The organism is Streptomyces sp. NBC_00873, from assembly GCF_045207415.1.
In the GTDB taxonomy this organism is placed as follows: Bacteria; Actinomycetota; Actinomycetes; order Streptomycetales; family Streptomycetaceae; genus Streptomyces.
In genome coordinates this window covers 1,102,581-1,128,056 of the sequence record NZ_CP108803.1, presented here as the reverse complement: position 1 = coordinate 1,128,056, position 25,476 = coordinate 1,102,581, and the positions used below count along the sequence as shown (strand labels likewise).

At 68.7% G+C, this 25,476-nt stretch carries 16 protein-coding genes and 5 pseudogenes; 15 read left to right on the top strand and 6 right to left on the bottom strand.

The genetic code is table 11. The features are described from left to right. Positions 1-40 precede the first annotated feature (40 nt). The 4 genes and pseudogenes from OH809_RS05325 to OH809_RS05310 all read left to right on the top strand — a co-directional run. Positions 41-94 (top strand): annotated as a pseudogene (locus tag OH809_RS05325) (hypothetical protein); the annotation flags it as partial. Between the two features lie 24 nt (positions 95-118). Next, positions 119-309, top strand: a pseudogene (locus OH809_RS05320) (IS481 family transposase); the annotation flags it as partial. Positions 310-624: 315 nt separating this feature from the next. Continuing rightward, positions 625-759, top strand: coding sequence for a hypothetical protein (locus tag OH809_RS05315; RefSeq protein ID WP_406423509.1), 135 nt, complete (start codon positions 625-627; stop codon positions 757-759). A 641-nt stretch (positions 760-1,400) separates the two neighbouring features. Then, complete coding sequence (locus tag OH809_RS05310; protein WP_406514885.1) at positions 1,401-5,636, top strand: carboxypeptidase regulatory-like domain-containing protein; 4,236 nt, start codon at positions 1,401-1,403, stop codon at positions 5,634-5,636. 256 nt (positions 5,637-5,892) lie between these two features. Here the strand turns inward: OH809_RS05310 and OH809_RS05305 are convergent, their stop codons facing one another. The 3 genes from OH809_RS05305 to OH809_RS05295 form a co-directional block, all read right to left on the bottom strand. After that, positions 5,893-7,125 (bottom strand): PucR family transcriptional regulator, encoded by a 1,233-nt coding sequence (locus OH809_RS05305; protein WP_406423513.1) that lies wholly within the window; start codon positions 7,123-7,125, stop codon positions 5,893-5,895. A gap of 849 nt (positions 7,126-7,974) precedes the next feature. Then, positions 7,975-9,882, bottom strand: coding sequence for a beta-N-acetylhexosaminidase family protein (locus OH809_RS05300; RefSeq protein WP_406514884.1), 1,908 nt, complete (start codon positions 9,880-9,882; stop codon positions 7,975-7,977). 132 nt (positions 9,883-10,014) lie between these two features. Beyond that, complete coding sequence (locus tag OH809_RS05295; protein ID WP_406423517.1) at positions 10,015-10,962, bottom strand: MurR/RpiR family transcriptional regulator; 948 nt, start codon at positions 10,960-10,962, stop codon at positions 10,015-10,017. 280 nt (positions 10,963-11,242) lie between these two features. Here OH809_RS05295 and OH809_RS05290 point away from each other — a divergent pair. After that, positions 11,243-11,803 (top strand): annotated as a pseudogene (locus tag OH809_RS05290) (transposase family protein); the annotation flags it as partial. Positions 11,804-11,850: 47 nt separating this feature from the next. Beyond that, positions 11,851-12,297, top strand: a complete 447-nt coding sequence (locus OH809_RS05285) for a hypothetical protein (RefSeq protein ID WP_406514883.1) — start codon at positions 11,851-11,853, stop codon at positions 12,295-12,297. A gap of 136 nt (positions 12,298-12,433) precedes the next feature. Here the strand turns inward: OH809_RS05285 and OH809_RS05280 are convergent, their stop codons facing one another. Then, positions 12,434-14,884, bottom strand: coding sequence for a SpoIIE family protein phosphatase (locus OH809_RS05280; RefSeq protein ID WP_406514882.1), 2,451 nt, complete (start codon positions 14,882-14,884; stop codon positions 12,434-12,436). Between the two features lie 394 nt (positions 14,885-15,278). Here OH809_RS05280 and OH809_RS05275 point away from each other — a divergent pair. The 7 genes and pseudogenes from OH809_RS05275 to OH809_RS05245 all read left to right on the top strand — a co-directional run. Further along, positions 15,279-15,446 (top strand): annotated as a pseudogene (locus OH809_RS05275) (4-hydroxy-2-oxovalerate aldolase); the annotation flags it as partial. A gap of 151 nt (positions 15,447-15,597) precedes the next feature. Then, positions 15,598-16,380: a crotonase/enoyl-CoA hydratase family protein gene (locus OH809_RS05270; RefSeq protein WP_406514881.1), complete on the top strand. Its 783-nt coding sequence runs from the start codon at positions 15,598-15,600 to the stop codon at positions 16,378-16,380. A 48-nt stretch (positions 16,381-16,428) separates the two neighbouring features. Continuing rightward, a pseudogene (locus OH809_RS05265) lies at positions 16,429-17,468 on the top strand (S66 peptidase family protein). Between the two features lie 232 nt (positions 17,469-17,700). After that, positions 17,701-18,426 (top strand): FadR/GntR family transcriptional regulator, encoded by a 726-nt coding sequence (locus OH809_RS05260; protein ID WP_406423525.1) that lies wholly within the window; start codon positions 17,701-17,703, stop codon positions 18,424-18,426. A 135-nt stretch (positions 18,427-18,561) separates the two neighbouring features. Then, entirely contained in the window at positions 18,562-19,329 is a 768-nt protein-coding gene (locus tag OH809_RS05255; protein WP_406423527.1) for a (Fe-S)-binding protein, read from the top strand. Continuing rightward, on the top strand, positions 19,326-20,864 hold the full coding sequence (locus tag OH809_RS05250) for a lactate utilization protein B (RefSeq protein WP_406423529.1): 1,539 nt from the start codon (positions 19,326-19,328) through the stop codon (positions 20,862-20,864). Before OH809_RS05255 ends, OH809_RS05250 begins: the two co-directional genes overlap by 4 nt. Then, a complete protein-coding gene (locus OH809_RS05245) occupies positions 20,861-21,493 on the top strand; it encodes a lactate utilization protein C (RefSeq protein ID WP_406423531.1) in 633 nt (210 codons plus the stop codon). The genes OH809_RS05250 and OH809_RS05245 overlap by 4 nt, the downstream gene beginning before the upstream one ends. 360 nt (positions 21,494-21,853) lie before the next feature. Here OH809_RS05245 and OH809_RS05240 read toward each other — a convergent pair whose 3' ends face one another. Both OH809_RS05240 and OH809_RS05235 read right to left on the bottom strand, forming a co-directional pair. Beyond that, positions 21,854-22,453 (bottom strand): substrate-binding domain-containing protein, encoded by a 600-nt coding sequence (locus OH809_RS05240; RefSeq protein ID WP_406423534.1) that lies wholly within the window; start codon positions 22,451-22,453, stop codon positions 21,854-21,856. A gap of 186 nt (positions 22,454-22,639) precedes the next feature. Then, entirely contained in the window at positions 22,640-22,798 is a 159-nt protein-coding gene (locus OH809_RS05235; RefSeq protein WP_406423536.1) for a hypothetical protein, read from the bottom strand. 397 nt (positions 22,799-23,195) lie between these two features. On the opposite strand from OH809_RS05235, the gene OH809_RS05230 reads away from it, so the two are divergent. Continuing rightward, entirely contained in the window at positions 23,196-23,591 is a 396-nt protein-coding gene (locus OH809_RS05230) for a hypothetical protein (protein ID WP_406514880.1), read from the top strand. Positions 23,592-23,997: 406 nt separating this feature from the next. After that, positions 23,998-25,407, top strand: a complete 1,410-nt coding sequence (locus OH809_RS05225; RefSeq protein WP_406514879.1) for an ice-binding family protein — start codon at positions 23,998-24,000, stop codon at positions 25,405-25,407. Positions 25,408-25,476 lie beyond the last annotated feature (69 nt).

Genomic DNA, 25,476 nt, shown 5'->3' with positions numbered 1-25,476 from the left:
AGCAGTCGGCCTCGACGACTCACCGGGCGGACGGGCGGCTTTGACCTGGGCGGCGCCGGAGGCACTGCGGCACAACGCCACACTGCTCGTCGTGCACGCGGTCAGCCACACCGCGCCCGGGGTCGCCCCCTCGCCCGAACGGAGTTCGAGTACTGGGCGGACTTCCTGCGCTCGCAGGCCGAGGCCCTGCCGGCGTGCGACTTCCTGGAGACGGTCACCTTGTCCGGGGCGCGGCTGTTCGTGTTCGCGGTGATCGAGCACGGCAGCCGCCGGATCCGCATCCCGGGTGCGACTGCGCACCCATGCGGCGCTTCTCCGGTCGCTGTTCTCCCTTGCGGGTTGGGCCGGTCGTGACCAGCTGCCGACCGGTTCGACGAAGCTGCTCAGGAAGGCGACACCGGACCGGGCAGGCCGCATGAGCGTGCGGGTGCTGGGTGACAGTGCGCCAACGCGCTTGCTGGCGGCTTTATGCCGCCGTCGCCATCGGACGCGAACTGATCGGCACCGTGCCCGATGACATCACCTGCGAGCCCGGCCACGGGCGGACCAACCGGTGGACCACCGCCATCGACGACGGCATCGGCCTGCCTTACCGCCACCTGACTGGCAGTCATCCGCCGCGATGTGGCCGACCTGGCCGGACAGCCGATCAGCAAGCAGGTCGCGATCGTCGTCACCAGTCGTGCCCACCTGTCGGCCGCCGAGATCTCCGCCCGTGCCCGGATCTCGAGCATCGCCCCGCGACACCGTCTGGCGTGAAGACGACCACGATTCGACATTCGTCGGGCTGGCGCTGGGATCGTCCCGACATTCAGCCGATGACGGGGCTGTGCCGCCGGCCATAAAGTCCGCGCGAACCTGTCATCCGCCAGAAGGGACGAACAAAGTCTCGTGCGCTGTGTCCTGTCGAGTCCCTCGTGTCCCCGAGCACCACCTCGGGGCTGGAAAGTGCCGCCCTCGTCCGGCTGATCCATCTTCTGGAAGCACGGTAATGAACATATTCTCGCGTTTCGTCATCGTATTCGGAGCGGCGACGGCCGTAGTATCCGGCTTCCTGCCGGCAACGGCCGCTCAGGCGCAGGCATCTGCTGGCCCCGTCGTCGAAAACGACCTCATGCGGCCGCGTTCTCCTATCAGGATGCGATTCGTGAGTACGTGCTCGTGGAATCTGCCTTGGGCAATGACGGCGATGGAAAGCCCTACGTGATCGTGGCCGGCATCATCCGGCCGAAAGAGACCGAATAGGGCCTCAAGCTCCTCGTGATCACGGACCCCAGTCCGTACTGCAGCACGCTGGGCCGCGGAAACGAGTCGCGGCTGAAGAAATACAACTGAGCCGATATCTGCCTGATTAAGAATTCACGATTCGGGTTTGCAAGCACCCCGTAGGAGAGCTGTACATGTCTCATCCCCCCGCCGCGAGAACATCCCGCCGCAGATCGCGTCCGGTCGCGTTGACCACGACGGCCGGACGCGTCTGCGTGCTGGTCGTAGCGCTCGCCGTCGCCGCACTCACGGTGATCGCTGTGCCGACCGCGGCCTCCGCCTCCGCCTCCACCGCCTCCGCTACCTCCGCTACCTCCGCTACCTCCGCCAAGGATCCTGTCCCGACCACGAAGGCCGCCGGGCCGACCTCGCCTGGCCAGCACCCCACCAGTCAGGTGTGCGCCAAGCCGTCAAAAGCCGGCAAGATGTCCTGCCTTGCCATGGTCCGCACCGATGTCGTCGCGGCGAAGGGTCTCCAGTCCGATGCCGCTCCCAACGGTTTCGGCCCGGCCGACCTGCAGAGCGCGTACAACCTGCCCGCCGCTGGATCCACGGAGACGGTCGCGATCGTCGACGCGTACGACAACCCGAACGCAGAGGCGGACCTGGCCATCTACCGTCAGCAGTACGGGCTGCCGCCGTGCACCACGGCCAACGGCTGCTTCAAGAAGATCGACCAGCGCGGCGGCACGAACTATCCGTCACCGGACGCCGGGTGGGCCGCGGAGATCGCACTGGACATCGACATGGTCAGCGCGACCTGCCCGACCTGCAAGATCCTGCTGGTCGAGGCCGACGACAGCTACCTGGACAATCTCGGCGCGGCCGTGAACCAGGCGGTGGCCCAGGGCGCCAAGTTCGTCTCCAACAGCTACGGAGGTAGCGAAGGTTCCGACGAGAGCCAGGCCGACGACGCCTACTTCAACCACCCCGGTGTCGCGATCACCGTCAGCAGCGGTGACTTCGGTTACGGCGTCTCGTACCCGGCCGCGTCACCGTATGTGACGGCGGTCGGTGGCACCTCACTGGTCAAGGACACCTCCACCACCCGCGGTTGGACCGAAGGCGCATGGTGGGGTGCGGGTAGCGGCTGCTCGGCGTATGAGCCCAAGCCGTCGTTCCAGCAGGACACCGGCTGCGCGCGTCGTGCGGTCGCCGATGTGTCCGCGGTGGCCGACCCGAACACCGGTGTCGCGGTTTACCACCACGGCTGGAATGTCTTCGGCGGTACCAGCGCGTCCGCCCCGATCATCGCCTCGGTCTACGCGATGGCCGGGACGCCGGCGACGGGTTCGGCGCCCAACTCCTACCCCTACGCCCAGCCGTCCGCGCTCAACGATGTGACCTCCGGAAGCAACGGCACCTGCGGGTCTGCCTACTACCTGTGCCATGCGGGGTCGGGTTATGACGGGCCGACCGGGCTCGGCACCCCGAACGGGCTCGCGGCGTTCCGTTCCGGGCCGCTCGGCACCGTCACGGGGACCGTCACCGACGGCACGGCTCCGCTGGCTTCGGCCAAGATCACCGTGGGTGACGTCACGGCGATGACGGACGGGCAGGGGCATTACACCTTGACCGTGCCACCGGGAACGTATGACGTCAGCGCGAGCAAGTTCGGGTACGCCGGCAAGACCGTTTCGGGTGTCGTGATCGCTGACGGGCAGAAGGTGACCGAGGACTTCGCGCTGACCGCGAAGCCGAGCGTCAACGTCACCGGCACGGTCCATGACGGTTCCGGTCACGGCTGGCCGATGTATGCGACCGTGCGGGTCAAGGATGACCCGACGGCGGTTGCCTACACCGACCCCAAGACGGGGAAGTACACGCTGAGTGTGCCCGCCGGGGACACCTACACCCTGCAGGTCGACCCGTTGTATCCGGGTTACAAGCGGAACTCTCAGGATGTGCAGGTGGGTTCGGCGGATGTGACGCATGACGTCAACGCGCCGGTCGACCAGACGACCTGCAGCGCGGCCGGGTACGCCTTCCACTACGCGGGCCCCACCGAGTCGTTCAGCCGCTACACCACGCCGGCGGGCTGGACCGTCGATGACAAGGTCGGCAACGGCCAGACCTGGGCGTTCACCGACCCTGGCCGGCGCGACAACAAGACCGGCGGGTCCGGCGGTTTCGCCATCGTCGACAGCAGCTACTACGGTTACGGAAAGGCGCAGGACACCTCGCTGATCAGCCCGGTCATGGACTTCGGCCAGCGAAGCCACCCGTCCCTGATCTTCCGCACCGACTACAACGCCTTCCCGTTCGGGCAGACCGGGGACGTCGATTTCAGCGTCGATGGCGGCCAGACGTGGACCAACGTCTGGCACCACACCAAGGACAGCGCCCGGGGGCCGCGGACCGAGGTCGTGGACCTGTCCCAGGCCGCCGGCAAGGCCAACGTCCAGGTACGGTTCCATCTCACCGCCAAGTGGGGGTGGTGGTGGCAGGTCGACGACGTCTTCCTCGGCGACCGCACGTGTGACCCGGTACCGGGCGGCCTGGTCGTCGGCCGGGTGACCGACAAGAACACCAGGGCCGGGATCAACGGCGCCTCGGTGACGTCGGCCGACAAGCCCGCGGAGAAGACGACCTCGGCGGCGACGCCGAACGACCCGAACCTGGGCGACGGCTTCTACTGGATGTTCTCCTCGCTCACCGGGGAGCACACGTTCTCCGCCACGGTGGGGAACTCCTACAGCGCACAGGACATCACCGTCAACGTGGCCCCGGACCAGGCATCTGACGGTACGTTCGCCCTGCCCGCACCCCGGATCGAGGTCAGCCCGGCCCAGCTCAACGAGACCGTCGACTGGAAGGGCCAGGGCAGCTCCACCCTGACCGTGAAGAACATCGGTACCGCCCCGGTGACCGCCAAGATCGGTGAGTGGCCGGGCGGCCACCAGCCCGCCGCGGCGCAGAAGGGTGCTGCGCTGCAGGAGGTGAAGGGACACTACAGCCCCCTGCGATTCCGGCCCGGCAAGACCACGCAGACGGCGACCGCCAAGCCCTCGGCGACGCCGTACGCGGCACCGTGGACGACGGTGGCCGACTACCCCACGCCGATCATGGACAACGCCGTGGCGACCATCGACGGCAAGGTCTACTCGGTCGCCGGAACCGACGGCACGCATGTCCTCAGCAAGGCCTACGTCTACGACCCGGGCGCCCAGGCGTGGAGTGCCCTGCCGAACCTGAGCGTCGCGCGGGAGGCGCCACAGGCGGCCGCCTACGGTGGCAAGCTCTACGTCTTCGGCGGCTGGGGCTGGAACGGGAATCCGGTGGCCAAGACCGAGATCTACGACCCGGCGACCGGTGCCTGGTCCACCGGCGCCGACAACCCGAAACCGTACGCCGGCGCCGCCGTGACCGTACTGGGCGGCAAGATCTACATCGTCGGTGGCTGCACGTCCGGCTGCGGCAAGACGGACGTGCAGGTGTATGACCCTGCGTCGGACTCCTGGAGTTCGGGTGCGGCGTATCCGGAGCCGATCTCCTGGCTCGGCTGCGGCGGCATCGGGACCAAGCTGTACTGCGCGGGCGGGTTGTCGGGCAGTGGCGGCACCAAGCACGCCTACGGCTACGACCCGGCGTCCGCCGGCTGGGCTCCCGTCGCCGACCTGCCGATCGACCTGTGGGGGATGGGCTACTCGGTGTCAGCCGACAAGCTCGTCGTGTCCGGTGGCATAACCTACGGCGGCAGCACGCTCACCAACCGGGGTTTCACCTTCGACCCGGGTGCCGATACCTGGACCGCACTGCCCAACTCCAACCGAACTCTCTACCGCGGCGGCTCCGCCTGCGGCTTCTACAAGATCGGTGGTGCCACCGGAAACTTCTACGCTGTCCAGACCTCGGAACTGTTGCCCGGCTATGACCAGTGCACCACAACCGATGTCCCCTGGCTGTCAGAGGACAAGACCGAGGTGACGCTTCAGCCGGGCGAGAGCGCCAACGTCAACGTGAGTTTCAGCGCGAACATCGCCGAGATCACCCAGCCGGGCACGTTCACCGCGCAACTGTCGATCAGCGCGAAGACCCCGTACCGGATCGCCCCGGTGCCGGTGACGTTCGTGGTGAACCCGCCCAAGACCTGGGGAAAGATCACCGGGACGGTCACCGGGGTCGGCTGCACCGGCACGACGGCGCCACTGATCGGAGCGACCGTGCAGATCGTCTCGGAGAAGGCGAGCTACCCGGTGAAGACCGACCGGAACGGTCAGTACGCGTTCTGGCTCGACGTCAACAACAACCCGTTCACGGTGACCGCGGCCAAGGAAGGCTGGGCACCGCAGACCCAGTCGGCCAGGATTGGGCCGGGCAAGACGACCGTGGTCGACTTCGCGCTCAAACCCGACCGCACCTGCACCTGATGTGACGCTTCGTGCGGGCCGGCCCGGACCCGGCCCGCACGGACAGGTCGGGGCCCCGCCACCGATCCGATGGTGCATCCCGCAACCTCGCCCGCAAGGGCGAGGAAGCGTGGACACCGGAGCGTGAGCCAGGCGTCCCAGCCACCACCTAGGTGGCTCAGACGTGGGAGGCCACGCGGCAGCCAGTCGCGCCCTACCCACAAGCCCGGTTCCTCAGGGCCGGGTCAAGTTGACAGCTACGTCGAGGCTGTAGGGTTCAGCCGACAGGCCGGTAGCGGCCGGTGAACCGCGCGAGTTTCAGTCCGAGGTGCAGGCAGAGACGTTCATTGCCGTCTTTGAGGTTGGCGCCTGCCAAGTACTCAAAACGCTGAATGCGGGAGTACAGCGACGTACGATGCAGCTTCAGGCGTTCGGAAGTCGCGAGTGCGTTCCCGGAGAGATCAAGGTAGGTCTCCAGCGTCTGAAGCAGAGGCAGCGCCTCCGGATTGGTGAAAAGCCGCTCGAGCCCGGGATGAAGCACGAACTCGCCGAGGTCTTGACTGAACAGCTGCGCGAGCAACCGGTAGATGCCGAGCTGGGACCATCGGGCGATCCGGCTGACGTCGGGCATGAAAGCAGCGATGCGAGCGGCTTGGCCGGCCTCGAGATAGGAGCCACTTGCCTGCGCCAACTCCGACCGTGGCTGTCCGACGCCGATCACGGATGACGACACCTGGTCGAGTCCGGAAAACGCGGTTTGCAGGGCGTGGTCGAGGTGGGACACACAGCGGTTCACCGCTAGCTCGTCGACCTCCCCCTCCGTACCGAAGAGAAGTAACCCGTCGCTGTAAGAGACAAGGTGGACAGCGTGTCTTGCGGGCAGCCCGTGGCGGGTGTTGGCGAGCGCATGTTCGAGGGCGAGCCGCACTTGGTCATCCGGCTCGGCGTCGGGGGTGAGCACCGGCCTGGCCACCAGCACGACGACGCCGAGGGAGGGGTCGAAGTGCCCGCCGTCGATGAGGGTGCGCGCCGCATAGGCCTGGACATCGCTGCCACAAAGCAGCAGGTTCCTGATCGCCTCTGTCTCCCGGTCTGACGTGAGCTCGCCGGCCAGCACCTCACGATAGAGGGCGAGAGCGAAGTCTTGGGCGGCGAATTCGGCCAGCGCGATCTGCTCCGAGCTCATCGACTCGTCGGCATCGATGAGCCACAGATACCCCAGGAGAAGGTCGTGGTGCCGGATCGGTATGCATACCCGCGGCAGCATGCCGAGTGAGACGTTGTGGGGAATGCGGACCGGCTGTCGCGCCTTGGCCAGCTCGAACCGTCGCAGCCATGCCAGCACCTCGGCAGAGACGCAGCGCTGCAGAATCGAAGCATGGCGCACCGCGTCGGGCAACTCGCTGTGCCGGCTGTAGACCACCAGCCGCTGTCGGCGGTCCTCGACGGTCGCCGGGCGTGACAGCTTGGTCGCCAGCGAGTTGACGAGGTCCTGGAGCTTCGGGTACATGGAACACCTCCGGGGCCGGTGCAGCCCGTGCTGGTCGTCGAGCACTCTGGCGTCCGATGCCACGGGCGTGGCAACGCTTCCTATGCTTGTCGATGCCTCCGGATCGGTTGCGATCATAAAATGCGATGACATCGACGACGCGGTGGTCACGCCAGGAGGGGCGTCAGGAATGTCACTGACCGACGAAGTGATCTGGTCCGCCCCGGTCAGTCTCTGACCACCGTTCTGGTCGGCGGCGAACCGCAGGTCGCGGGTCGCCGCCGGTGATTCACCACCTTGGCACCCCACTCCATGCCGGCGAGGACCGCGTCGCCGGCGCGTGTGCCATCGTGGCCGCAGTCAGGTTGAGGGCGGTAGGGGCAGACGGGGCGGGGGCTGGGCTGGCGGCATTCGCCGAGGTGGTCGACAGGACCACCCCGAGGTCGGTGATGACGGCGACCGCGGCGGCCAACCGTCGCCCGAAACGCCTCATCGCCCAGGCCTCCTGAGATGCCGTTCTTTCGGGTTCACCTTGAATATGGCGGGGGATACATAAGTGCCTCCTCATTCTCGCGGCAAAGGAAGTCCTCGCCGCATCAGGTAGATGGTTGAGCTCGACACAGGGATGGGGCAACCGATTGTCAGTGGCGGATTTCCTCCATGGCACAAACCCGCCACAACAATCCGAGCGGCGCCGCCGATGTCCGCACGGGACGGTGCGATAAGCGGTGGAGCGCCGGGAACCTGGATGTTCCAGCCGGTCGTGGCCGTCGCAACGTAAGTAGTTCCGCCAGAGACGGAGGACGGTCAAACATGCTGCGCGCGCTGGGATGACCCGCTGAACCCCCTCACCGCGCAGACACGTTGCGCTCAGCTCGTCTGGGCCGCCGCCAAGGCCCGCGACAGGAAGCCGTCCATCGCGCCCCCGGTCAGCTGCTGCGGCAGGGCGACGGCCGCGGCCCGTTGCACGCGTACCTCGTCCGCCAGCGCGTCCGTGGACTCGCCCCGGGCCACCGCGAGCAGCAGCCGGACCGCCGCGTCGCCCGCCTTCCCGTACGCCGTCAGTTTGTCCAGCCACGGACCGGCCTCGGTCACGAACGCGTCGTCGTGCATGCGGGAGCGCAGGATCTCCGGGGCCCGCTCCATCTCCCCGAAATACGCGTCGAGTTGAGCGGCGGGTCCGCTCACGTCGCCCTTATCGTCCCACGCCGTCCACAGCGCCGCCGTGAGACCGCGCAGCCGCGCGGCATCCTTCGTGGACGTCAGCGGCCCGCTGCGTGAGTTCTCGGCGAACACTTTCAGCGCCGGGTACGCCGCCCCGCCCAGCTCCCGCAGCGCACGGTCCCAGGAGTCCTCGGGGTCGTAGGCGCCGCTGTTCCAGGTGAAGTCGGCCGATGTGAACAGGGCGATCAGCGACGGCGCTGCCTGGTTCATTTGATTGGTCGTCAGTCCTTCGACCGTGCCCGCGAGTGCCGGGTCCCGGTCCGTGAGCGGGCCCAGGTGCAGGCGGTTGGGCGCGTAGTCGTTCACGGGGTAGTTGTCGAAGATCAGCATGTTGCGGTTGCCGTAGGCGGCCTTGGCGGCGACGGCCTGGGCGTTCGTGATGGCGGGGGAGACGACCGCGGGCCCGGTCCAGTAGACCGACGTGTCCTTCTCCACCAGGGCGTCGTAGCGCCTCTTGTACGCCGACGCGGTCGCGCCCCAGTACTCGGTAGGGATCGTGATCAGCCGAGTGCCGGGGTGCGTTTTGACGAAGTGGTCGTAGACGTAGTTCGTGACATATGCCTGGGCTGCCGCCTTCGGGCTTGCGTCCGAGCCGAACTTCGCCGTGTCCGCCGCGCAGTCGAACTTGTTGCCCACGTCGTCCCAGCCGAGGGAGAGGTCCCGGACGCCGATGTCGTACAGCTGCTGGAAGCGGGCGAGCACCTTGGCGAGGTCGTCCTCGGACGTGTGGCAGATGCCGTGACCGGGGGCCGTCGGCGCCTCGGGGCCGAGGCGGTAGATGAACCGGATGTGGCGCGCCCGCGCCTCCTCGACGATCGTCGTCAGCTCGGCCAGCCGGTCACCTTCGTACGGCTCGCGCCACTGCGCGCCCGCGTTGTGCGGATCCCCGATGCGCGGGTGGTAGAGGAACGTGTTCTGCTTGTGCGCGCCGAGGAACTCGATCTCGCGGAGCTCGTCCTCGTAACTCCACTTCGCGCCGTAGAACGACTCCTGCCCGCCGCGCGTCGCGAAGTCCGGCCAGTCCCGCACCACCGCGCCCGTGATCACCCGGCCGCCGCCGGTCTTGAACACCTGCCGCAGCGACTCGGCCGCGTAGTAGGTCCCGGCCGCGTCCACCCCGTCCAGCACCGCGCCGCGCCCTGTCACGGCCAGCACATAGCCTCCGGCCGCAAGGCCGTCGGGTCCTTCGGCGCCGGGTGCGACGCGAGAGGGCGCGGCCGTGTCGACGTACACCGGATAGGCGCCGTGCCGCGCCGAGCCGGCCGTCTCCACCCGCCGTACCCCGGCCGCCCGCAGCGCCGCCACCGCCGCCTTTACGGCCTGCGGGTCACTGCCCGCGTCCTGTACGACGACGGCCCGCTCCGGCATCCGGAACGTGTCGGTCACCGTCTCCTGCTGCGGCGTCGGCGAGACCACGGGAGCCCGCACCCCCTGCTCCTGTTCCCGCGCAGCCGCCGCACCACCCGACCCCGGTACCAACACCGCCACCACACCCGTGGCGACCACAACTGCCGCCGCGCGTCCGGATATTTTCCTTATTGTGCCGAATCTCATGTCAACTCCCATGTGCGGTGGACGAGTGTTGCCAGAATCAGTACGACGGCGTCGCCGGGGTGTTCGTGGCGGCCTCCGCTTCGGAGGTGCTGGCCGGCCAGGATCCGCCGTCCTCCGGCGGGGCACTCTCCTTCACGGGCATGGTTGTTCCTTTCCTTCGCTGGTGCCGTCCTCGCCGGGGGGTACGGTCCGGTGCCGCTCCACCGCGCGGTAGGCGCGGCTTAACGCGGAGTTGGTGGCATCACGGCCTTCGGCCTGGGCCAGGCGCACATACAGGCAGTCCACGACGAACAGTTGGCCGATGCGGCTGACTGTTGCCCCGGTGCGGAAAGGGGCCTCCCGTCCCGCAGAGCACAGCACCAGATCGGCCAGTTCGGTGATGGGGGATCCACCGTCGTTGGTCAGCGCGAGGGTCGTCGCACCGTGCAGGGCCGCCTCGCGCAGCGGATCGAGGGTCTCCCGGGTGCGGCCGGAGTGCGAGATACCGACGGCGACATCGCCAGGCCGCAGATGGGCCGCATTCATCAGGGCACGGTGCACATCGCAAAACGCCGAGCAGAGCAGGCCCAGATGCTGCAGCTTGTACTCCATGTCCGCAGCCACGAGTGCGCTCGACCCGACGCCATACACCTCGATCCGCCGGGCTCGGGCAAGCAGCCGACTCGCCGCGTCCAACGCTGCGGTATCGAGTTGCTCCACACTGTCCTGAATGGCACCGGCGTCCGCGTGCGCCATCTTCACCACAACCTCGGCGGCTGTGTCGTCGTGCTCGATATCGCCCTGCATGCCGACACGCAGCCGCCACCCGGAGTGCGCGTGCTGCACCGCCGCAGCAAGCCCCAGCCGCAGCTCGGGGTAGCCGGTGAGCCCCAGCCGGCGGCAGAACCGGGTCACGGAGGTGTCCGATACCCCGGCCCGCTGGGCGACCTGAGAGATGCTCAGCTGCGCCACCCCGGCTGGATCCTTCAGCACCACGTCCGCGATCGCCCGCTCCTTCACCGACAGCGAGGGCAGCAGTCCGCGCAGCCGAACCAGGACGCCAGCGGTGGAGTCGTCTGGGGGGACGCCCTCATCATTCATGTGGAAGTTCCCAACGGCTAGTCAAGTTGACGGGAATCATCCACATGGCTGCGTGGGGGTGTCAAGGGTCCCTGCCTCGCGGGAGTTCCCGCAGACGGCCAGCGACCGAATGTCCGACCGGAATGACCGCTCAGGCAGACGGTGGGGAGCCCCCAGCGCGGCCCATGAGCCTCTTCCGATCTGATGGCGATGACCGCACGTTGGACAGTCCTGCGCAACGACGAAGCTCCTGGTAGACGGGTTCTCGACCGAGATCACCCGTGTCCGCCAGGAGCTTCGCGTGCTTGTCCACCCGTCCTCGATCGATCTGTCCAGCCGAACCTTGCGGTTCCTGACCGGGCACCTGACAGCCAGGCGGAAGAGGACCGGGAGCCGTTGGCGGTGACTGCCGTTCGGCTGTCAGGCCCTGCCGGCCTTGGCCCACCTGCGATGCGGTGACACCTACGCCCAACTTGCCGCGGGGATCGGCATCGAAATCGCGACCGTCTGCCGCTACATACGCGAGGCCGTCGATGTCCTGTCCGCCCTCACCCCGACCCTCACCGAGGCGATGGAGACGATCCGGACGAAGGCGTTCGTCATCCTCGACGGCACCCTGCTCCCCATCGACCGCATCGCCGCCGACACCCCGTACCACTCGGGCAAACACAAGCACCACGCCATGAACGTGCAGGTCCTCACCGACCCGTTCGGACGACTGCTCCGGGCCTCGCCCGCCCTTCCCGGATCGACCCACGACCTCACCGCCGCCCGCCGGCACGGAATCATCGAAGCCCTCACCGCGTCAGGTCTCCCATGCTGGGCGGACAAGGCGTACGCGTGCGTCAATGCCACCAAGCGTGGGAGCCTGTGGATCATCAAGAGCGGCAGGCTTGTGAGGAGCAACGCATGACAACCACGCTGGTCCGACACATCGCACCGATCCTGCTACTGGTGCAGGTCGCCTATCTGGCACTGCTTGAGGTGGCATTCACTGTCCTCCCGCCGGACACCGCGGAACTCGACCACACCGACGCCTCGGCGGTGAACATGGCGCTCGTCAGAGGGATCACGCTCGCCGTGATCATCGCAATGACCGGCGCGGCAGCCCTTCTGGGACTCGCCAAGATCCGCACGCGCGCCCCTCGTCCCATCCGCATTGTCTGGCTGGTGGGCGTCGCGCTCGGAGAGGTGGCCATCGCCGTGAAGGCCCTGCTCTCGATCCTCAGCCAGAACGTGGGTCCTGACACCGCGATCGGCGCGCTCATCGGGACTGCTGCACTTACCATCGCCGCAGCATGCGTCGCCGAGCTCCGCAGCGCAGCGCACATAACACAGCGCACCGCTCACGCATAAGACCGGCCGGCAATTGCCGGCCGGTCTAACCCCATCCCTTTGAACACCTGCACGGCGGACTGCGCGGCAACGACTCGGTGGGTTCGTCCGGGTGCCGACGCGCAGTCCGCGTTACGGGGGGGCTTCGGCTTGAGCGTCACATCGCTGGAATCGGTGCTCCGACAGGAGAAAGAGCTTGCTCGGCCCAGATGGTCTTGCCGTCGCGGTCGTAGCGGGCGCCCCAACGGGAGGCGAGCTGGGCCACGAGGAACAGGCCGCGGCCGCCCTCGTCGCCGGTGCGCGCGCGGCGCAGATGCGGGGCGTTGAGGCTGCCGTCGGAGACTTCGCAGATGAGGGCTGTGGCGTGGATGAGACGCAGGGCGATGGGGCCGCGCGCGTGCCGGATGGCGTTGGTGACCAGCTCACTGACCATCAGTTCGGTGGTGAAGGTGAGTGGATCCAAGCCCCAGCTGGCAAGCTGACGGGTGGTGAGGGTGCGGGCGTGGGCGACCTGCGCGGGGTCGACCGGCAACTCCCAGGAGACGACCCGGCCTGCTTCCAATACGCGGGTGCGGGCAAGGAGCAGGGCAGCGTCATCGGATCGGTGCTCCGACAGCAGGGGGGCCACTACGGCATCGCAGAGCTTCTCGAGCGGTCGGGTGGGGCCGGCCATGGTGCGGGACAGCTGGTCGAGTCCGGCGTCGATATCCCAGCCCGGTGCTTGGATGAGGCCGTCGGTGTAGAGCGCCAGGACAGAGCTGCCCGCGAGACGGCGTTCAGCGGTTTCGAAGGGGAGACCGCCCAGCCCCAGGGGCAGGTTGGGCGGGATGTCGTCGAGGACCTCCACCGCACCATCGGGCTGCACCAGGACGGGTGGGGGATGACCGGCGCGCGCGAAGGTGCAGATGCGGGAGATGGGGTCGTAGACGGAGTACAGACAAGTGGCGCCCTCGCAGTCGGGATCCTCCTCGGTGAGACGGATGACGAGGTCGTCGAGCTGGGTGAGGACCTCGTCGGGAGGGAGGTCGAGGCCGGCCAGTGTATGGACAGCGGTGCGCAGCCGTCCCATGATGGCCGCCGCGTGGAGGCCGTGACCGGTGACGTCTCCGACGACCAGGGCGACGCGGGCTCCCGACAGGGGCAGGACGTCGAACCAGTCCCCGCCCGCTCCGGCGTGGGCGGCAGCGGGCAGATACCGGTGGGCGGTCTCGACGGCGGGGAAGTCGGGCAGATCGTGCGGCAGCAGGCTGCGCTGCAGGGCCAGGGCGGTGTTGTGCTCGCGGGTGTAGCGGCGGGCGTTGTCGATGCATACCGCGGCGCGGGACGAAAAGTCCTCGGCGAGGGACAGGTCCCCTTCGTCGTAGGGCCGCGGATCCTGGTTGCGGCCGAAGGTGGCCACACCCAGCGTGATGCCGCGGGCCCGCAGCGGCACTGCCATGTACGAGTGGAAATGGAACTCGCGGACTTTCTCGGCCCGCCGGGCGTCGTGGGCGAACCACTCGTCCGCGTCCAGGTTCCGCACCAGTACCGATTGCCCGGTGGCCAGGCTCCGGACCTGTGGCGTGCCCGGGTGGAATGTCACCGTCTCGCCCACCACGAACACGGCCTCCGGGGCGTGCCCGCGTATGGAACGGAGCCCTGATCGGTGGGTATGCACCTCCCCGGCCACCTCCCCGGCCACCGGCCCGGGGGCCGGTTCCTCGCCCCGCACCGTCGCCTCCAGCAGGTCGATGGCGACGAAGTCCGCGAGTCCGGGAACGGCCGCGTCAGCCAGTTCCTGAGCCGTGCGCATCACGTCCAGCGTGGTGCCGATGCGCACGCCGGCCTCGGTCAGCAGCGCCAGCCGCTGCTGGGCCTGATAGCCGTCGGTGACGTCGATGTACATCTGGCACATCCCCAGGACGCGGCCGACCGGGTCGGTCAGCCGGAAGGAGGAGGCGGAATACACGTGCTCGCGGTCCGGATCGGACGCAAGGCGTCTGTGCACCTTGAAGTCGACCACCGGCTCGCCGGTGTCCCGTACCCGCCTCAGCACCCGGTCGATCGTCGAGGTCGAGTCCGGTGAGTCGTCGCCGATGCGCCGGCCGATGAGCCGCTCGGCGGGCAGGGCGGTGGCGCGCTCCGTCGCGGCATTCACCCACAGGTACCGCAGCTCGGTGTCCGTGACGGTCACCGGGATCGGGGACTGGCCGAAGAGCGCCTCCAGGATCGCGCGATCGACCTCCTCCCGTTTCACCTCTCGCGCGTCGGCGGCCCTGACGGACCAGCCGGCCTGGCCCTCCCTGCTGAGCAGGGGCCGCACGCGCACCGCAACCGACACCTCGTGCCCGTCGCGGTGCCTCATGCCCAGTACGCCGTCCCAGCTCTGCCCGGCTGTATGCCGTACCTGGGCAGCCACCGCCGCTTCCCGGTCCTCCCGGGTGGTCAGCAGGTCCACCGCCGGCTTTCCGCAGACGTCTTCCGCGGGGTATCCAAGAAGTGCTTCCGCCTGCGGGCTCCACAGGAAGATCGCGCCGTTGCCCGCCACGTATGCGATGGCCGTGCACGCACCCGGCAGCGAGTCTCCCGACCCTTCGTCGGGGCCCCCGGAAACCTTGGTTACGCGCACCGGCACCACCTCGTCCCAGGCCTCTCCCTGCCCATGATAGAGACCGGGGTGGTGCCTGACTCCTTGAGCGCGCCGTGCCCGGGTGGAACGCCGGACCCGGAACGGATTCCGCGGCCCGACGGTCGGCCCAGGGCCTTGTGTGCGCCGCCGTCGGGGATGTTGCCGAGTCTGTTGATGTCTCCGCGGACGTGGTGCCTCAGTGCGGCATGTCGGACAGAGCCGCGGCGATGGTGGTGACCTGCGCAGGCTCGATCACCATCAGGAGCACCGTTCCTCCGCGTACATCGGCCTCGGCCACCGGGCGGAGGCCCCCGGCCGTGTACTGCTCCTGCGCGGCGGTGTCCTCGATGGCGGGCGCCGTCATGATGCGGCGGCAGGACGGATCGGCGAAGAGGGCGGCTTCCTGCGCCACGCCGAGAACGCCGCGGCCCGCTACGGTCTCGACACCCGGGCCGTACTCGTAGCGGTCGGCCGCCGCAAGATGGTCGGCGGCCAGGAGGACATGATCACCGACATCGCCCTCGACCTGAAGGCCGCGGCGGAGGCCGGAACGGCGAACTGAGCCGGCCGGGCGGGGACATCCGACGCAGGCCGGATTCCGACGCAGGGTCCGGCCTCCGCCGGTACGGTGCGATATTCGATGAGACCATCCCGTGCTCGCCGGTCGGAAAGATTCTCCGCCGGGCCTTGCGGGACCCCCTCCGGGAGGGAAAATGACGACCGGACACCCCGCCGTACGGATCGAGCGCGACGGCCCCGTCTTCACGGTGGTCCTCAGCCGTCCCGAGGTCCGCAATGCCGTCGACGGACCGACCGCCCGTCAACTCGCGGCTGCCTTCCGGCAGTTCGAGTCCGACCCGGACGTATCTGTGGCCGTGCTGTGGGGCGAGGGCGGCACCTTCTGTGCCGGAGCGGACCTCAAGGGCATCGGAACGGAGCGCGGCAACAAGGTCCTCGCCGAGGGCGACGGACCCATGGGTCCCACCCGGATGCGGCTGAGCAAACCCGTCATCGCCGCGGTCTCCGGCCACGCGGTGGCCGGCGGCCTGGAACTCGCCGTCTGGTGCGATCTGCGCGTCGTCGAGGAGGACGCGGTCTTCGGTGTCTTCTGCCGCCGCTGGGGGGTGCCCCTGGTGGACGGCGGCACGGTGCGGCTGCCACGCCTGATCGGTGAGAGCCGCGCGATGGACCTGATCCTCACCGGCCGCCCGGTCCCGGCGGCCGAGGCGTACGACATCGGGCTCGCCAACCGGCTCGTCCCGACCGGAGAGGCCCGCCGTGCGGCGGAACAACTCGCCAGGGAGATCGCCGCGTTCCCGCAGCTGTGCCTGCGCCACGACCGGCTCTCCGTGCGTGAGCAGCACGGCCTGAGCGAGCCGGACGCCCTGGCGGCCGAATACCGGCACGGGATGGTCCCGCTGACCGCGGGGGAGACGCAGGCCGGTGCCGACCGGTTCGGCAGTGGCGCGGGCCGCCACGGGTCGTTCACCGACTGAGTCGAAACCCGGCTGACACCGGGAACGGGCTGGTCCTACGCTCGCCGGATGACGACCCTCAGCTACCCCGACAAGCCCCGCCCCGGCGACCGCGTCGCCGTCATCTCCCCGTCCTCCGGGCTGCCCGGAATCCTGCCCCTGCCCTACGAGTTGGGGCTGCGCAGGCTCCGCGAGGAGTTCGGGCTCGAAGTGGTGGAGTATCCGGCGACGCGCACCATGGGGTCGACTCCGGCCGAGCGGGCCGCCGATATCCACGCGGCGTTCGCCGACCCCGAGATCAAGGCGGTGATCGCCAGCATCGGCGGTGACGACCAGATCACCGTCCTTCCGCACCTGGACCGCGAACTCCTGCGCGCCAACCCCAAGCCGTTCTTCGGGTCCAGCGACAACACCAACCTGCTGGTCCTCCTCCGGAACCTGGGCATCGTCGGCTACCACGGCGGGTCGGTGATGGTCGAACTCGGACGCCCGGGCGCGATGCATCCGCTGACCGCCGACTCCTTGCGAGCCGCCCTCTTCACCCGGGGAACCTACGAACTGACTCCAGCGAAGGAGACCGACCACGTCAACCGCCCCTGGGGGGACCCTCGGACCTTCGACTCCGAGCCCGAGATGCGACCCGCCGACGGCTGGATCTGGCACAACGCCGACCGGGTCGTCGAAGGGAGCGGCTGGGGCGGCAACCTGGAGATCCTGTCGTGGCTGCTCATGGCCGACCGCGAGATCCGGCCGGTCGACGAGTACACCGGCAGCGTGCTCTTCCTGGAGACGTCCGAGGACATGCCCTCTGCCGACGAGGTCTACCGGATTCTGCGGAGCATGGGGGAGCGTGGGCTCCTCCAGCAGTTCCCCGCGTTGATCATGGGGCGGGCCAAGTGCTGGTCGTTCAGCCGCTCAGCGCCGCGGAGGGGGACCGGTTCCGCGCGGAGCAACGGCAGGCGGTCCTGCGCGCGTTGAGCGAGTACGCCCCCGACATGATGGCCGTCCTCGATGTCGACCTCGGCCACACGGACCCGCAGGTGGTGATCCCGTACGGCGGGCACATCCGCGTCGACGGGACCGCCCGCCGCATCGTCGTCACCTACTGAGGCCTCACCTGCCGAGCTGGGCTCCTTCCCCGTCGGCGAAGTATGCCGAAGGGGTCGAGCCCGGCGTCCGGCGGAACATCGCCGTGAAGGCACTGGGTGTCGCGTAGCCGAGCTTGTCCGCGTCCCGTGTGCGGCGGGAGGCAACGGAGGCAGCCGCGGTGCGCCGAATCTTTGGTCCGACCACATGACGTGTGTGACATAGTGGGAGGAAATTCGAGGCAGGGGGTGAACGGTGCCTGTCGAGTGGCAACCCGTACGGCAGTCCCGTACGCATGAGCTCGTGCTCCAGAGCATCGAGGAGCGGGTGTTCGCCGGAGAGCTCAAGGCGGGGGACCGGCTGCCGCCCGAGCGTGAACTCGCGCCGGTGCTCGGAGTCAGCCGATCCGCCCTGCGTGAGGCGCTGCGGGTGCTGGAGACGATCGGGGTGCTCGTCGCCCAGCCCGGACGCGGCCCGGACGCGGGGGCGCGGATCGTACGCAACCCCGACGACGCCCTCGGGCGGCTGCTGCGGCTCCACTTCGCCCTCGGCAGCTACAGCCTGGAGGACGTCCTGGAGGCGCGCGTCGTGCTGGAGCGGTCCAGCTTCGAGGCGGCGGCCACACACGCTTCGGCGGAGGATCTCGACGAGGCGGAGCACCTGCTCGTACGCATGGGGGAGCCGGGCGTCGGCGTGGCCGAGTTCAACGATCTGGACACCCGGTTCCACGTGCAGATCGCCCGCAGCTCCGGCAACGAACTGACCTCCACTCTCACCTCCGCCGTGCGCGAGTCCGTACGTCCCCTGATTCTGCGGGCGCTGGAGGCGGCCGAGGACTGGCCGGCCACGGCGGGCGAGCTCAACGCCCAGCACGCCGAACTGCTGCGGCTGGTGCGCGCGGGCAAGGGGGCGAAGGCGGCCGATCTGGTCGAGCGGCACATCCGCAACCTGCACGGAACACTGGTGGACGAGAACGAATAGCCCGTCGGGCGTCGGGCGATCAAGGGGCGGTGCACATGCGCACCGCCCCTCTCGCATGTCGCGGCCCCTTCACCTTCCGGACCGAGGCTAGTATGGTCTGACCATACAAAGGCCAGAATCGATCGGAGAGGCTCCATGCGCATCGGACTCTTCGCCACCTGTCTGGGAGACACGCTCTTCCCCGAGGCAGTGAAATCCACCGCGGTCCTGCTCGCCCGGCTGGGACATGAGGTGGTGTTCCCGCCGGAGCAGACCTGCTGCGGCCAGATGCATGTCAACACCGGCTACCAGCGCGAGCCCGTCCCCCTGGTGCGGAATTTCGCCGAGCAGTTCGGCGACCCGTCCATCGACGCCGTCGTCATGCCCTCGGGATCGTGCGCCGGATCGGTCCGCCACCAGCACGAGATCGTGGCCGAACGGTACGGCGACGCGGCGTTGCGCGCGGGCGTCGCCACGGTCAAGGCCAAGACGTACGAGCTTTCGGAGTTCCTCGTCGACGTCCTGGACGTCACCGAGGTCGGCGCGTACTTCCCGCACCGCGTCACCTACCACCCCACCTGCCACTCCCTGCGGATGCTCCGCGTCGGCGAGAAGCCGCTGAAGCTGCTGCGCGCCGTCGACTCCATCGACCTCGTCGAGCTCCCCGAGGCGGACTCCTGCTGCGGGTTCGGCGGTACCTTCGCCGTGAAGAACGCGGAGACGTCGACCGCGATGCTCCAGGACAAGATGCGCAATATCGCCACCACGGAAGCGGCCGTGTGCACCGCCGGGGACTCGTCCTGTCTCATGCACATCGGCGGCGGACTCTCCCGTATCAAGTCGGGCACGCGCACCCTGCACCTCGCGCAGATCCTCTCCTCCACCCGCACCTCGCCGTACGTCCTGACGGAGGCCGTCCGATGAGCAGCACCTTCCTCGGCATGCCCGCCACCCCGCCCCGCTCCCCGTACGGGACCGGAAATCTGCGCGGCGACCGGACGTTTCCCGCGGCCGCCCACGACGAGCTGCGCAACGAGCAGCTGCGCCGCAACCTGGGCAGGGCCACCCACACGATCCGCGCCAAGCGCCTGAACGTCACCGGCGAACTCCCCGACTGGGAGCAGTTGCGCGACGCCGGCTCGGCCATCAAGACCGACACCATGAACCGGCTCCCCGAGCTCCTGGAGCAGCTGGAGCAGAAGGTCACCGAGCGCGGCGGCACCGTCCACTGGGCGCGCGACGGCGTCGAGGCCAACGAAATCGTCACCCGGCTCGTCCGGGCGACCGGATCCACGGAGGTCATCAAGGTCAAGTCGATGGCCACCCAGGAGATCGGTCTCAACGAACACCTGGAATCGGCCGGCATCACCCCGTACGAGACGGACCTCGCCGAGCTCATCGTGCAACTCGCCCACGACAAACCGTCACACATCCTGGTGCCCGCGATCCACCGCAACCGAGACGAGATCCGGCAGATCTTCCTCAAGGAGATCCCCGGCGTCGACCCGCGGCTCGACAACGTGCCCGCCCATCTCGCCGCCGCAGCCCGCGCTTATCTGCGCGAGAAGTTCATGACGACGAAGGTGGCGGTCTCGGGCGCCAACTTCGGGATCGCCGAGACCGGCACCCTGTCCGTCGTCGAGTCCGAGGGCAACGGCCGGATGTGCCTGACCCTGCCCGACACCCTGATCACCGTCATGGGCATCGAGAAGGTGCTGCCGCGCTATCAGGACCTCGAAGTCTTCCTGCAGTTGCTGCCGCGCTCATCGACCGGGGAGCGGATGAACCCGTACACCTCGATGTGGACCGGCGTCACGCCCGGCGACGGACCGCAGGACTTCCATCTGGTCCTCCTCGACAACGGACGGACCGCCGCGCTGGCCGACCGGATCGGGCGCGAGGCGCTCAACTGCATCCGCTGCTCGGCCTGTCTCAACGTCTGCCCGGTGTACGAACGGGCCGGCGGTCACGCGTACGGATCGACCTACCCCGGACCGATCGGCGCGGTCCTCACACCGCAGCTCGCCGGGATGCATGCCGCCAAGGACGACCCCAACAGCTCCCTGCCGTACGCCTCCAGCCTCTGCGGCGCCTGCTTCGACGCCTGCCCCGTCAAGATCGACATCCCGTCGCTGCTGGTCGAGCTGCGCCACCAGCACACCGAACAGTCCGGTACGACAGCGGAGAAGCTGGCCATGAAGGCGGCGGCCGGCGTGATGAAGCGGCCGAAACTGTTCACGGCCGCGCAGAAGGCCGCGGGGCTCGGCCGGGTGCTCGGCGGGCGGGACGGGAAGATCTCGCATCTGCCGCCGCCGTTCAGCGGATGGAGCGACAGCCGTGACACCGCGGCGCCGCCGAAGCAGTCCTTCCGGTCGTGGCTGGCGTCGGACGAGGGTGCCGCGACCATGCGGGCCGCCGCCGACGAGTACGACGGGAACCAGCAGGAGGAGGAGAAGTGACGACCGCTCGCACCGCGGTGCTCGGCCGGGTCCGGGACGCCCTGGCCCTCGCCCCCACCCCGGACACCACCATCCCGCGCGACTACCGGACCGGCCGCACGCTCCCCGACGACGAGCGACTCGCACTCTTCACCGACCGGCTCGTCGACTACAAGGCGCAGGTGCACACCTGCACGGCCACCCGCACCGCCGAGGTGATCGCCCAGGTGCTGGACGGGCTCGGTGCGCGGAGGATCGGGGTGCCCGCCGGGCTCGACGAGCAGTGGCTCGGCGTGTACGACGGTGACGTCCAGCAGGACTCCGCCGGCATTCCGGCGCCCCGGCTCGATGCACTGGACGGAGTCGTCACCGCGTCGGCCGTCGGCTGCGCCGAGACCGGCACGATCTTCCTCGACGGCTCGCCCGACCAGGGGCGGCGTGCCCTGTCGCTCGTCCCCGATCTGCATGTGTGTGTGGTCGATCTGTCGGCCGTCGAGGTGGGGGTGCCGGAGGCGGTCGCGCGATTGGTGCCGGAGCGCCCGACGACGCTGATCAGCGGACCGTCGGCCACGTCGGACATCGAGCTGGAGCGGGTCGAAGGGGTACACGGTCCGCGTACGCTGGTGGTCGTGATCCGCGTCGACGCGTAGGGGCGTCCGCCGGACGGCCGGGAGGCCGTCCGGCGGACCGTACAGTCAGCGGTGCGCGACCGTCAGCGGTTCGAAGCCGATACGGGTCGTCGACCCGTCGTCGGCCCAGCCGACCTCGAGCGGTCGATCTCGCCGACCGCCAGGTCGTTGCTCGTGCTGCCCGACTGCGATCCGCCGTCGCTGCTGCCGCCGGCGCTGAGCGCGCCTGTCAGAGGCAGGGCGGCGATCGTGGCGAGCACGGATCGACGGCTCTGTCGACCAGGCATGGGTGCCTCCCGCGGCTCCTGATTCAAGAAACGGGGAATCCTGATCGGCTGATCGGTACGGGTCAATAGATCGCTCAGAAGAAAATGAAAGCGGTCAAACGCTCAATTCCTGACGAGGGATGACCTCCTGGGCCGAACCGCGCACCTTCAGCGACGGCAGCAGCTCCGTCCGGCGCACCGGTCCGGTCGTACCGGCGGGCCCGGTCAGCCGGTGCAGCAGCAGTTCGGCCGCCACCCGCCCGATCTCCGCCTTCGGCGGCGCCACTGCGGTCAGCGGCGTACTGCCCAGGGCCGCGACCACGTCGTCGTACGCCACCACCGAGCAGTCCCGCGGCACCTGGACTCCGCACTCCGCCATCCGCTGCACCAGCATAAGCGCGTCCACATCGCCGTGCAGCGTCTCGTACAGATACGAATGCTGCTCCGGTACGACGATGGCCACCGCGCGTCCGTCGCCGGCCGGCTCCGCGGTCCGCGCCGGCGGGACCGGGACGGGTTCCGCCGCGTCGACCACCGGCCGGGCCACCCCGTGCCCGCGCCGCAGCCTCCCGATCCGGGCCAGCTCCTCGACGTCCCGCCGGATCGTGACCACCGAGACATCCAGCTCGGCGGCGAGCACGCTGACCTTGACGGCGCCCCGCGACTGCACCACCGACAGGATTTGCTGACGCCTGAGTTCAACCGGCTCCCGCATGCTGATGGCCCCTTCGCCGTACCGCTGCGCATTGTTCGTTTGAACGCTTCCCGTGAACGCTTGGGTCGCAGCATAGTGATCACCCCCGTACTGTCCATGGCCGATCATGGCCGCCGTACGCCTCACAGGCCCCGCGGGCGTGCCGTGGCAGCCGCTCGAACTCCCCTCGCTCCAGGTGAGCCTGCTTCACTCACTGCTGAACCGGGTAACACGGCGGCGCTGCGCGAGGGGCTGGCTGTTGCGCGCGCGGAACCGCTGCTGGGCCGGCAGAATTTCGCCGGAGCCGGGTTCGATCTCGGCAGCGGGGCCGCGGACGCGCCCTTCGTCCTCTACGCATTCCGTCATCTCACCTGCCCGCCTGACAGCTGGGCACGGTCCGGGCCGCCTTCAGCGCCGCCACCGGAGCCACGAGTGCCGGATCCGCAGGCTGAGCCGGTCCAGGACGCCGGGTTCACGCCGCAGTTCTGCGCCAACCGCTCCGCGGCCGCGATCAAGCCCGTACGGACGAACTTCGTCCTGACTGCCTGTGCACTGAGTGCGGACCGGTACAGGGCGTGCAGGTCCGGTCCCGGAAGTTTGCCCCGTCGGGTGTCCGCAAGGAGGGCCGCTACGGGAAGCGGTACTGGTACGTGTGCCCCAAGGTGCGCTGCCACCGCAGGGTCGAGCTGGTGACGCAGACGATTTGCGCCCATATCGATCTGGACCGGCCGGGGACTTCCGCAATCTGACACCGCTGGTCCTGATGACCGCGCTGAAGCAGGCCGGCACCACGGTGTACGAGCCGATGCACCGGTTCCGGCTGGGGCTTACGGCGGGCATGCTCGGCCTGGCCCTGCCCGTACTCGTGCGCCTGCGAGCCGTGCTGTGGACACCGGTCGCGCAGAGGGTGTGTCATGCGTGCTGGAGGGTGAGATTCCGGCGGCTCAGGTCCATGAGCTGCAACAACAGCTCCCGGCGTTCACGTGGTGAAGGGGTCGTGGAGACGGCTTTCGACTCGTACCAGGCGGTCGTCGGCACGGTCCCGGACAGTCCGCCTACGGACCTCAACCCGCTCAACCGCAAGGAGTACCTGCTGCACACAGTGCGGAGGATCGCCGGGCAAGGGGACTCGCGGTGGCCGGCTCGTCCATGGGGCTGAGGCGGTCGACCGGGGCGCTGGGCCGGAGGTGTTGCGCGCGACCGCTGGTGGCGTGACGGTGCGACAGGTGATGGGTACTCACCCTCGCGCCTCCTGGCTTTATCGCCGTCTTATGTTCATATGGGTCCCGCTCTTGATGAACTCACCGTGACGATTCGTCACCGCGTGTGTTCGTTGAATATCCTGCGGTCTCCCGCTCCAGAGGACTCGGTGGCTCAGGTGGACATTCGTCACCTGATCAGCACCGGCTACGGGTCGGTAGCCGCAATCCACCCCGAAACAGGAAGGGCCACCTTCAATGGCTGTGGCTGCCACTCCGTCTGCCTTCTCGGAAGACGGGCGCAAGCGAGTGCGACGCAGGCGTATCTGGCACAGGGCATCCTTCGCCGTGCTGTCCGGTGTGACTGTGTTGAGCACGACCACGTACTTCACCACCGCCGCGTATGCAGCGGAAGCTCCGGTGCCACTGCATACCGACATCAGTTACGCCGTGCTGGCCGGCCAAGCGGTCACCAACACAGGGTTCACCGTTCTCAACGGAGACCTCGGGATCAGCCCGAATACCGGGTCTTCTGTGACAGGCTTCCCGCCCGGTATCGTCTACGGCGCTCAGCACCTGGGCGACGGTCCCGCCGGCACGGCGCAGGGCGACCTGGGCATCGCCTACGTCGACGCGGCCGGCCGCCCGGGAGTGAACGTGCCGGGCGGTCTACTCGGCGGAAATACGTATGTGTCTGGCGTCTACAACTCCGCGAGCTCACTGGATCTCACCGGGACCGTCACCCTCGACGCAGAGGGGAACCCCGGCGCCGTCTTCATCTTCCAGGCGGGTTCGACCCTGACCACAAGCACGGCGAGCAACGTCAGACTTGTCAATGGGGCTCAGGCCTGCAACGTGTTCTGGCAGGTGGGCAGCTCCGCCACGATCCAGACGACCTCCCACTTCAAGGGCACCATCCTGGCCCAGACGTCCATCACGGTAGACACCGGTGCGGAGATTGAGGGCCGGGCCCTGGCGCGTGATGGCGCGGTCACCCTGGACAGCAACACCATCACCGTGCCGTCCTGTGCCGGGGCGCCCGGGCCGACCGGGCCCACTGGCCCGACGGGCGGTACCGGACCTACTGGTGCGACGGGCGGTACCGGATCTACTGGTGCGACCGGGGGCGCAGGCCCGACCGGCGGGACAGGTCCGACCGGATCTACCGGTGCGACCGGGGGCGCAGGCCCGACCGGCGGGACAGGTCCGACCGGATCTACTGGTGCGACCGGGGGCGCAGGCCCGACCGGCGGGACAGGTCCGACCGGATCTACCGGTGCGACCGGGGGCGCAGGCCCGACCGGCGGGACAGGTCCGACCGGGGCTACCGGGGCTACTGGTCCGACCGGGGCTGCCGGTGGTGGTGGCCACGGTGGTGGCAAGGGTGACCACGGCAAGGGTGATCACGGGAAGGGCAAGGGTGATCACGGGAAGGGCAAGGGTGATCACGGCAAGGGCAAGGGTGATCACGGCAAGGGCAAGGGTGACCACGGCAAGGGCAAGGGTGACCACGGCAAGGGTGATCACGGGAAGGGCAAGGGTGACCACGGCAAGGGTGACCACGGCAAGGGCAAGGGTGACCACGGCAAGGGTGACCACGGCAAGGGTGACCACGGCAAGGGTGATCACGGGAAGGGTGATCACGGGAAGGGCAAGGGTGACCACGGCAAGGGTGATCACGGGAAGGGTGATCACGGGAAGGGTGATCACGGGAAGGGCAAGGGTGACCACGGCAAGGGTGATCACGGGAAGGGCAAGGGGAATCACGGAGGATAGGCTCGCGACCATCTGGCCGACCGGGGGCAAGGGCCGAACTGGCCGCTATGGCAGGTTCGGCGTGTCCCC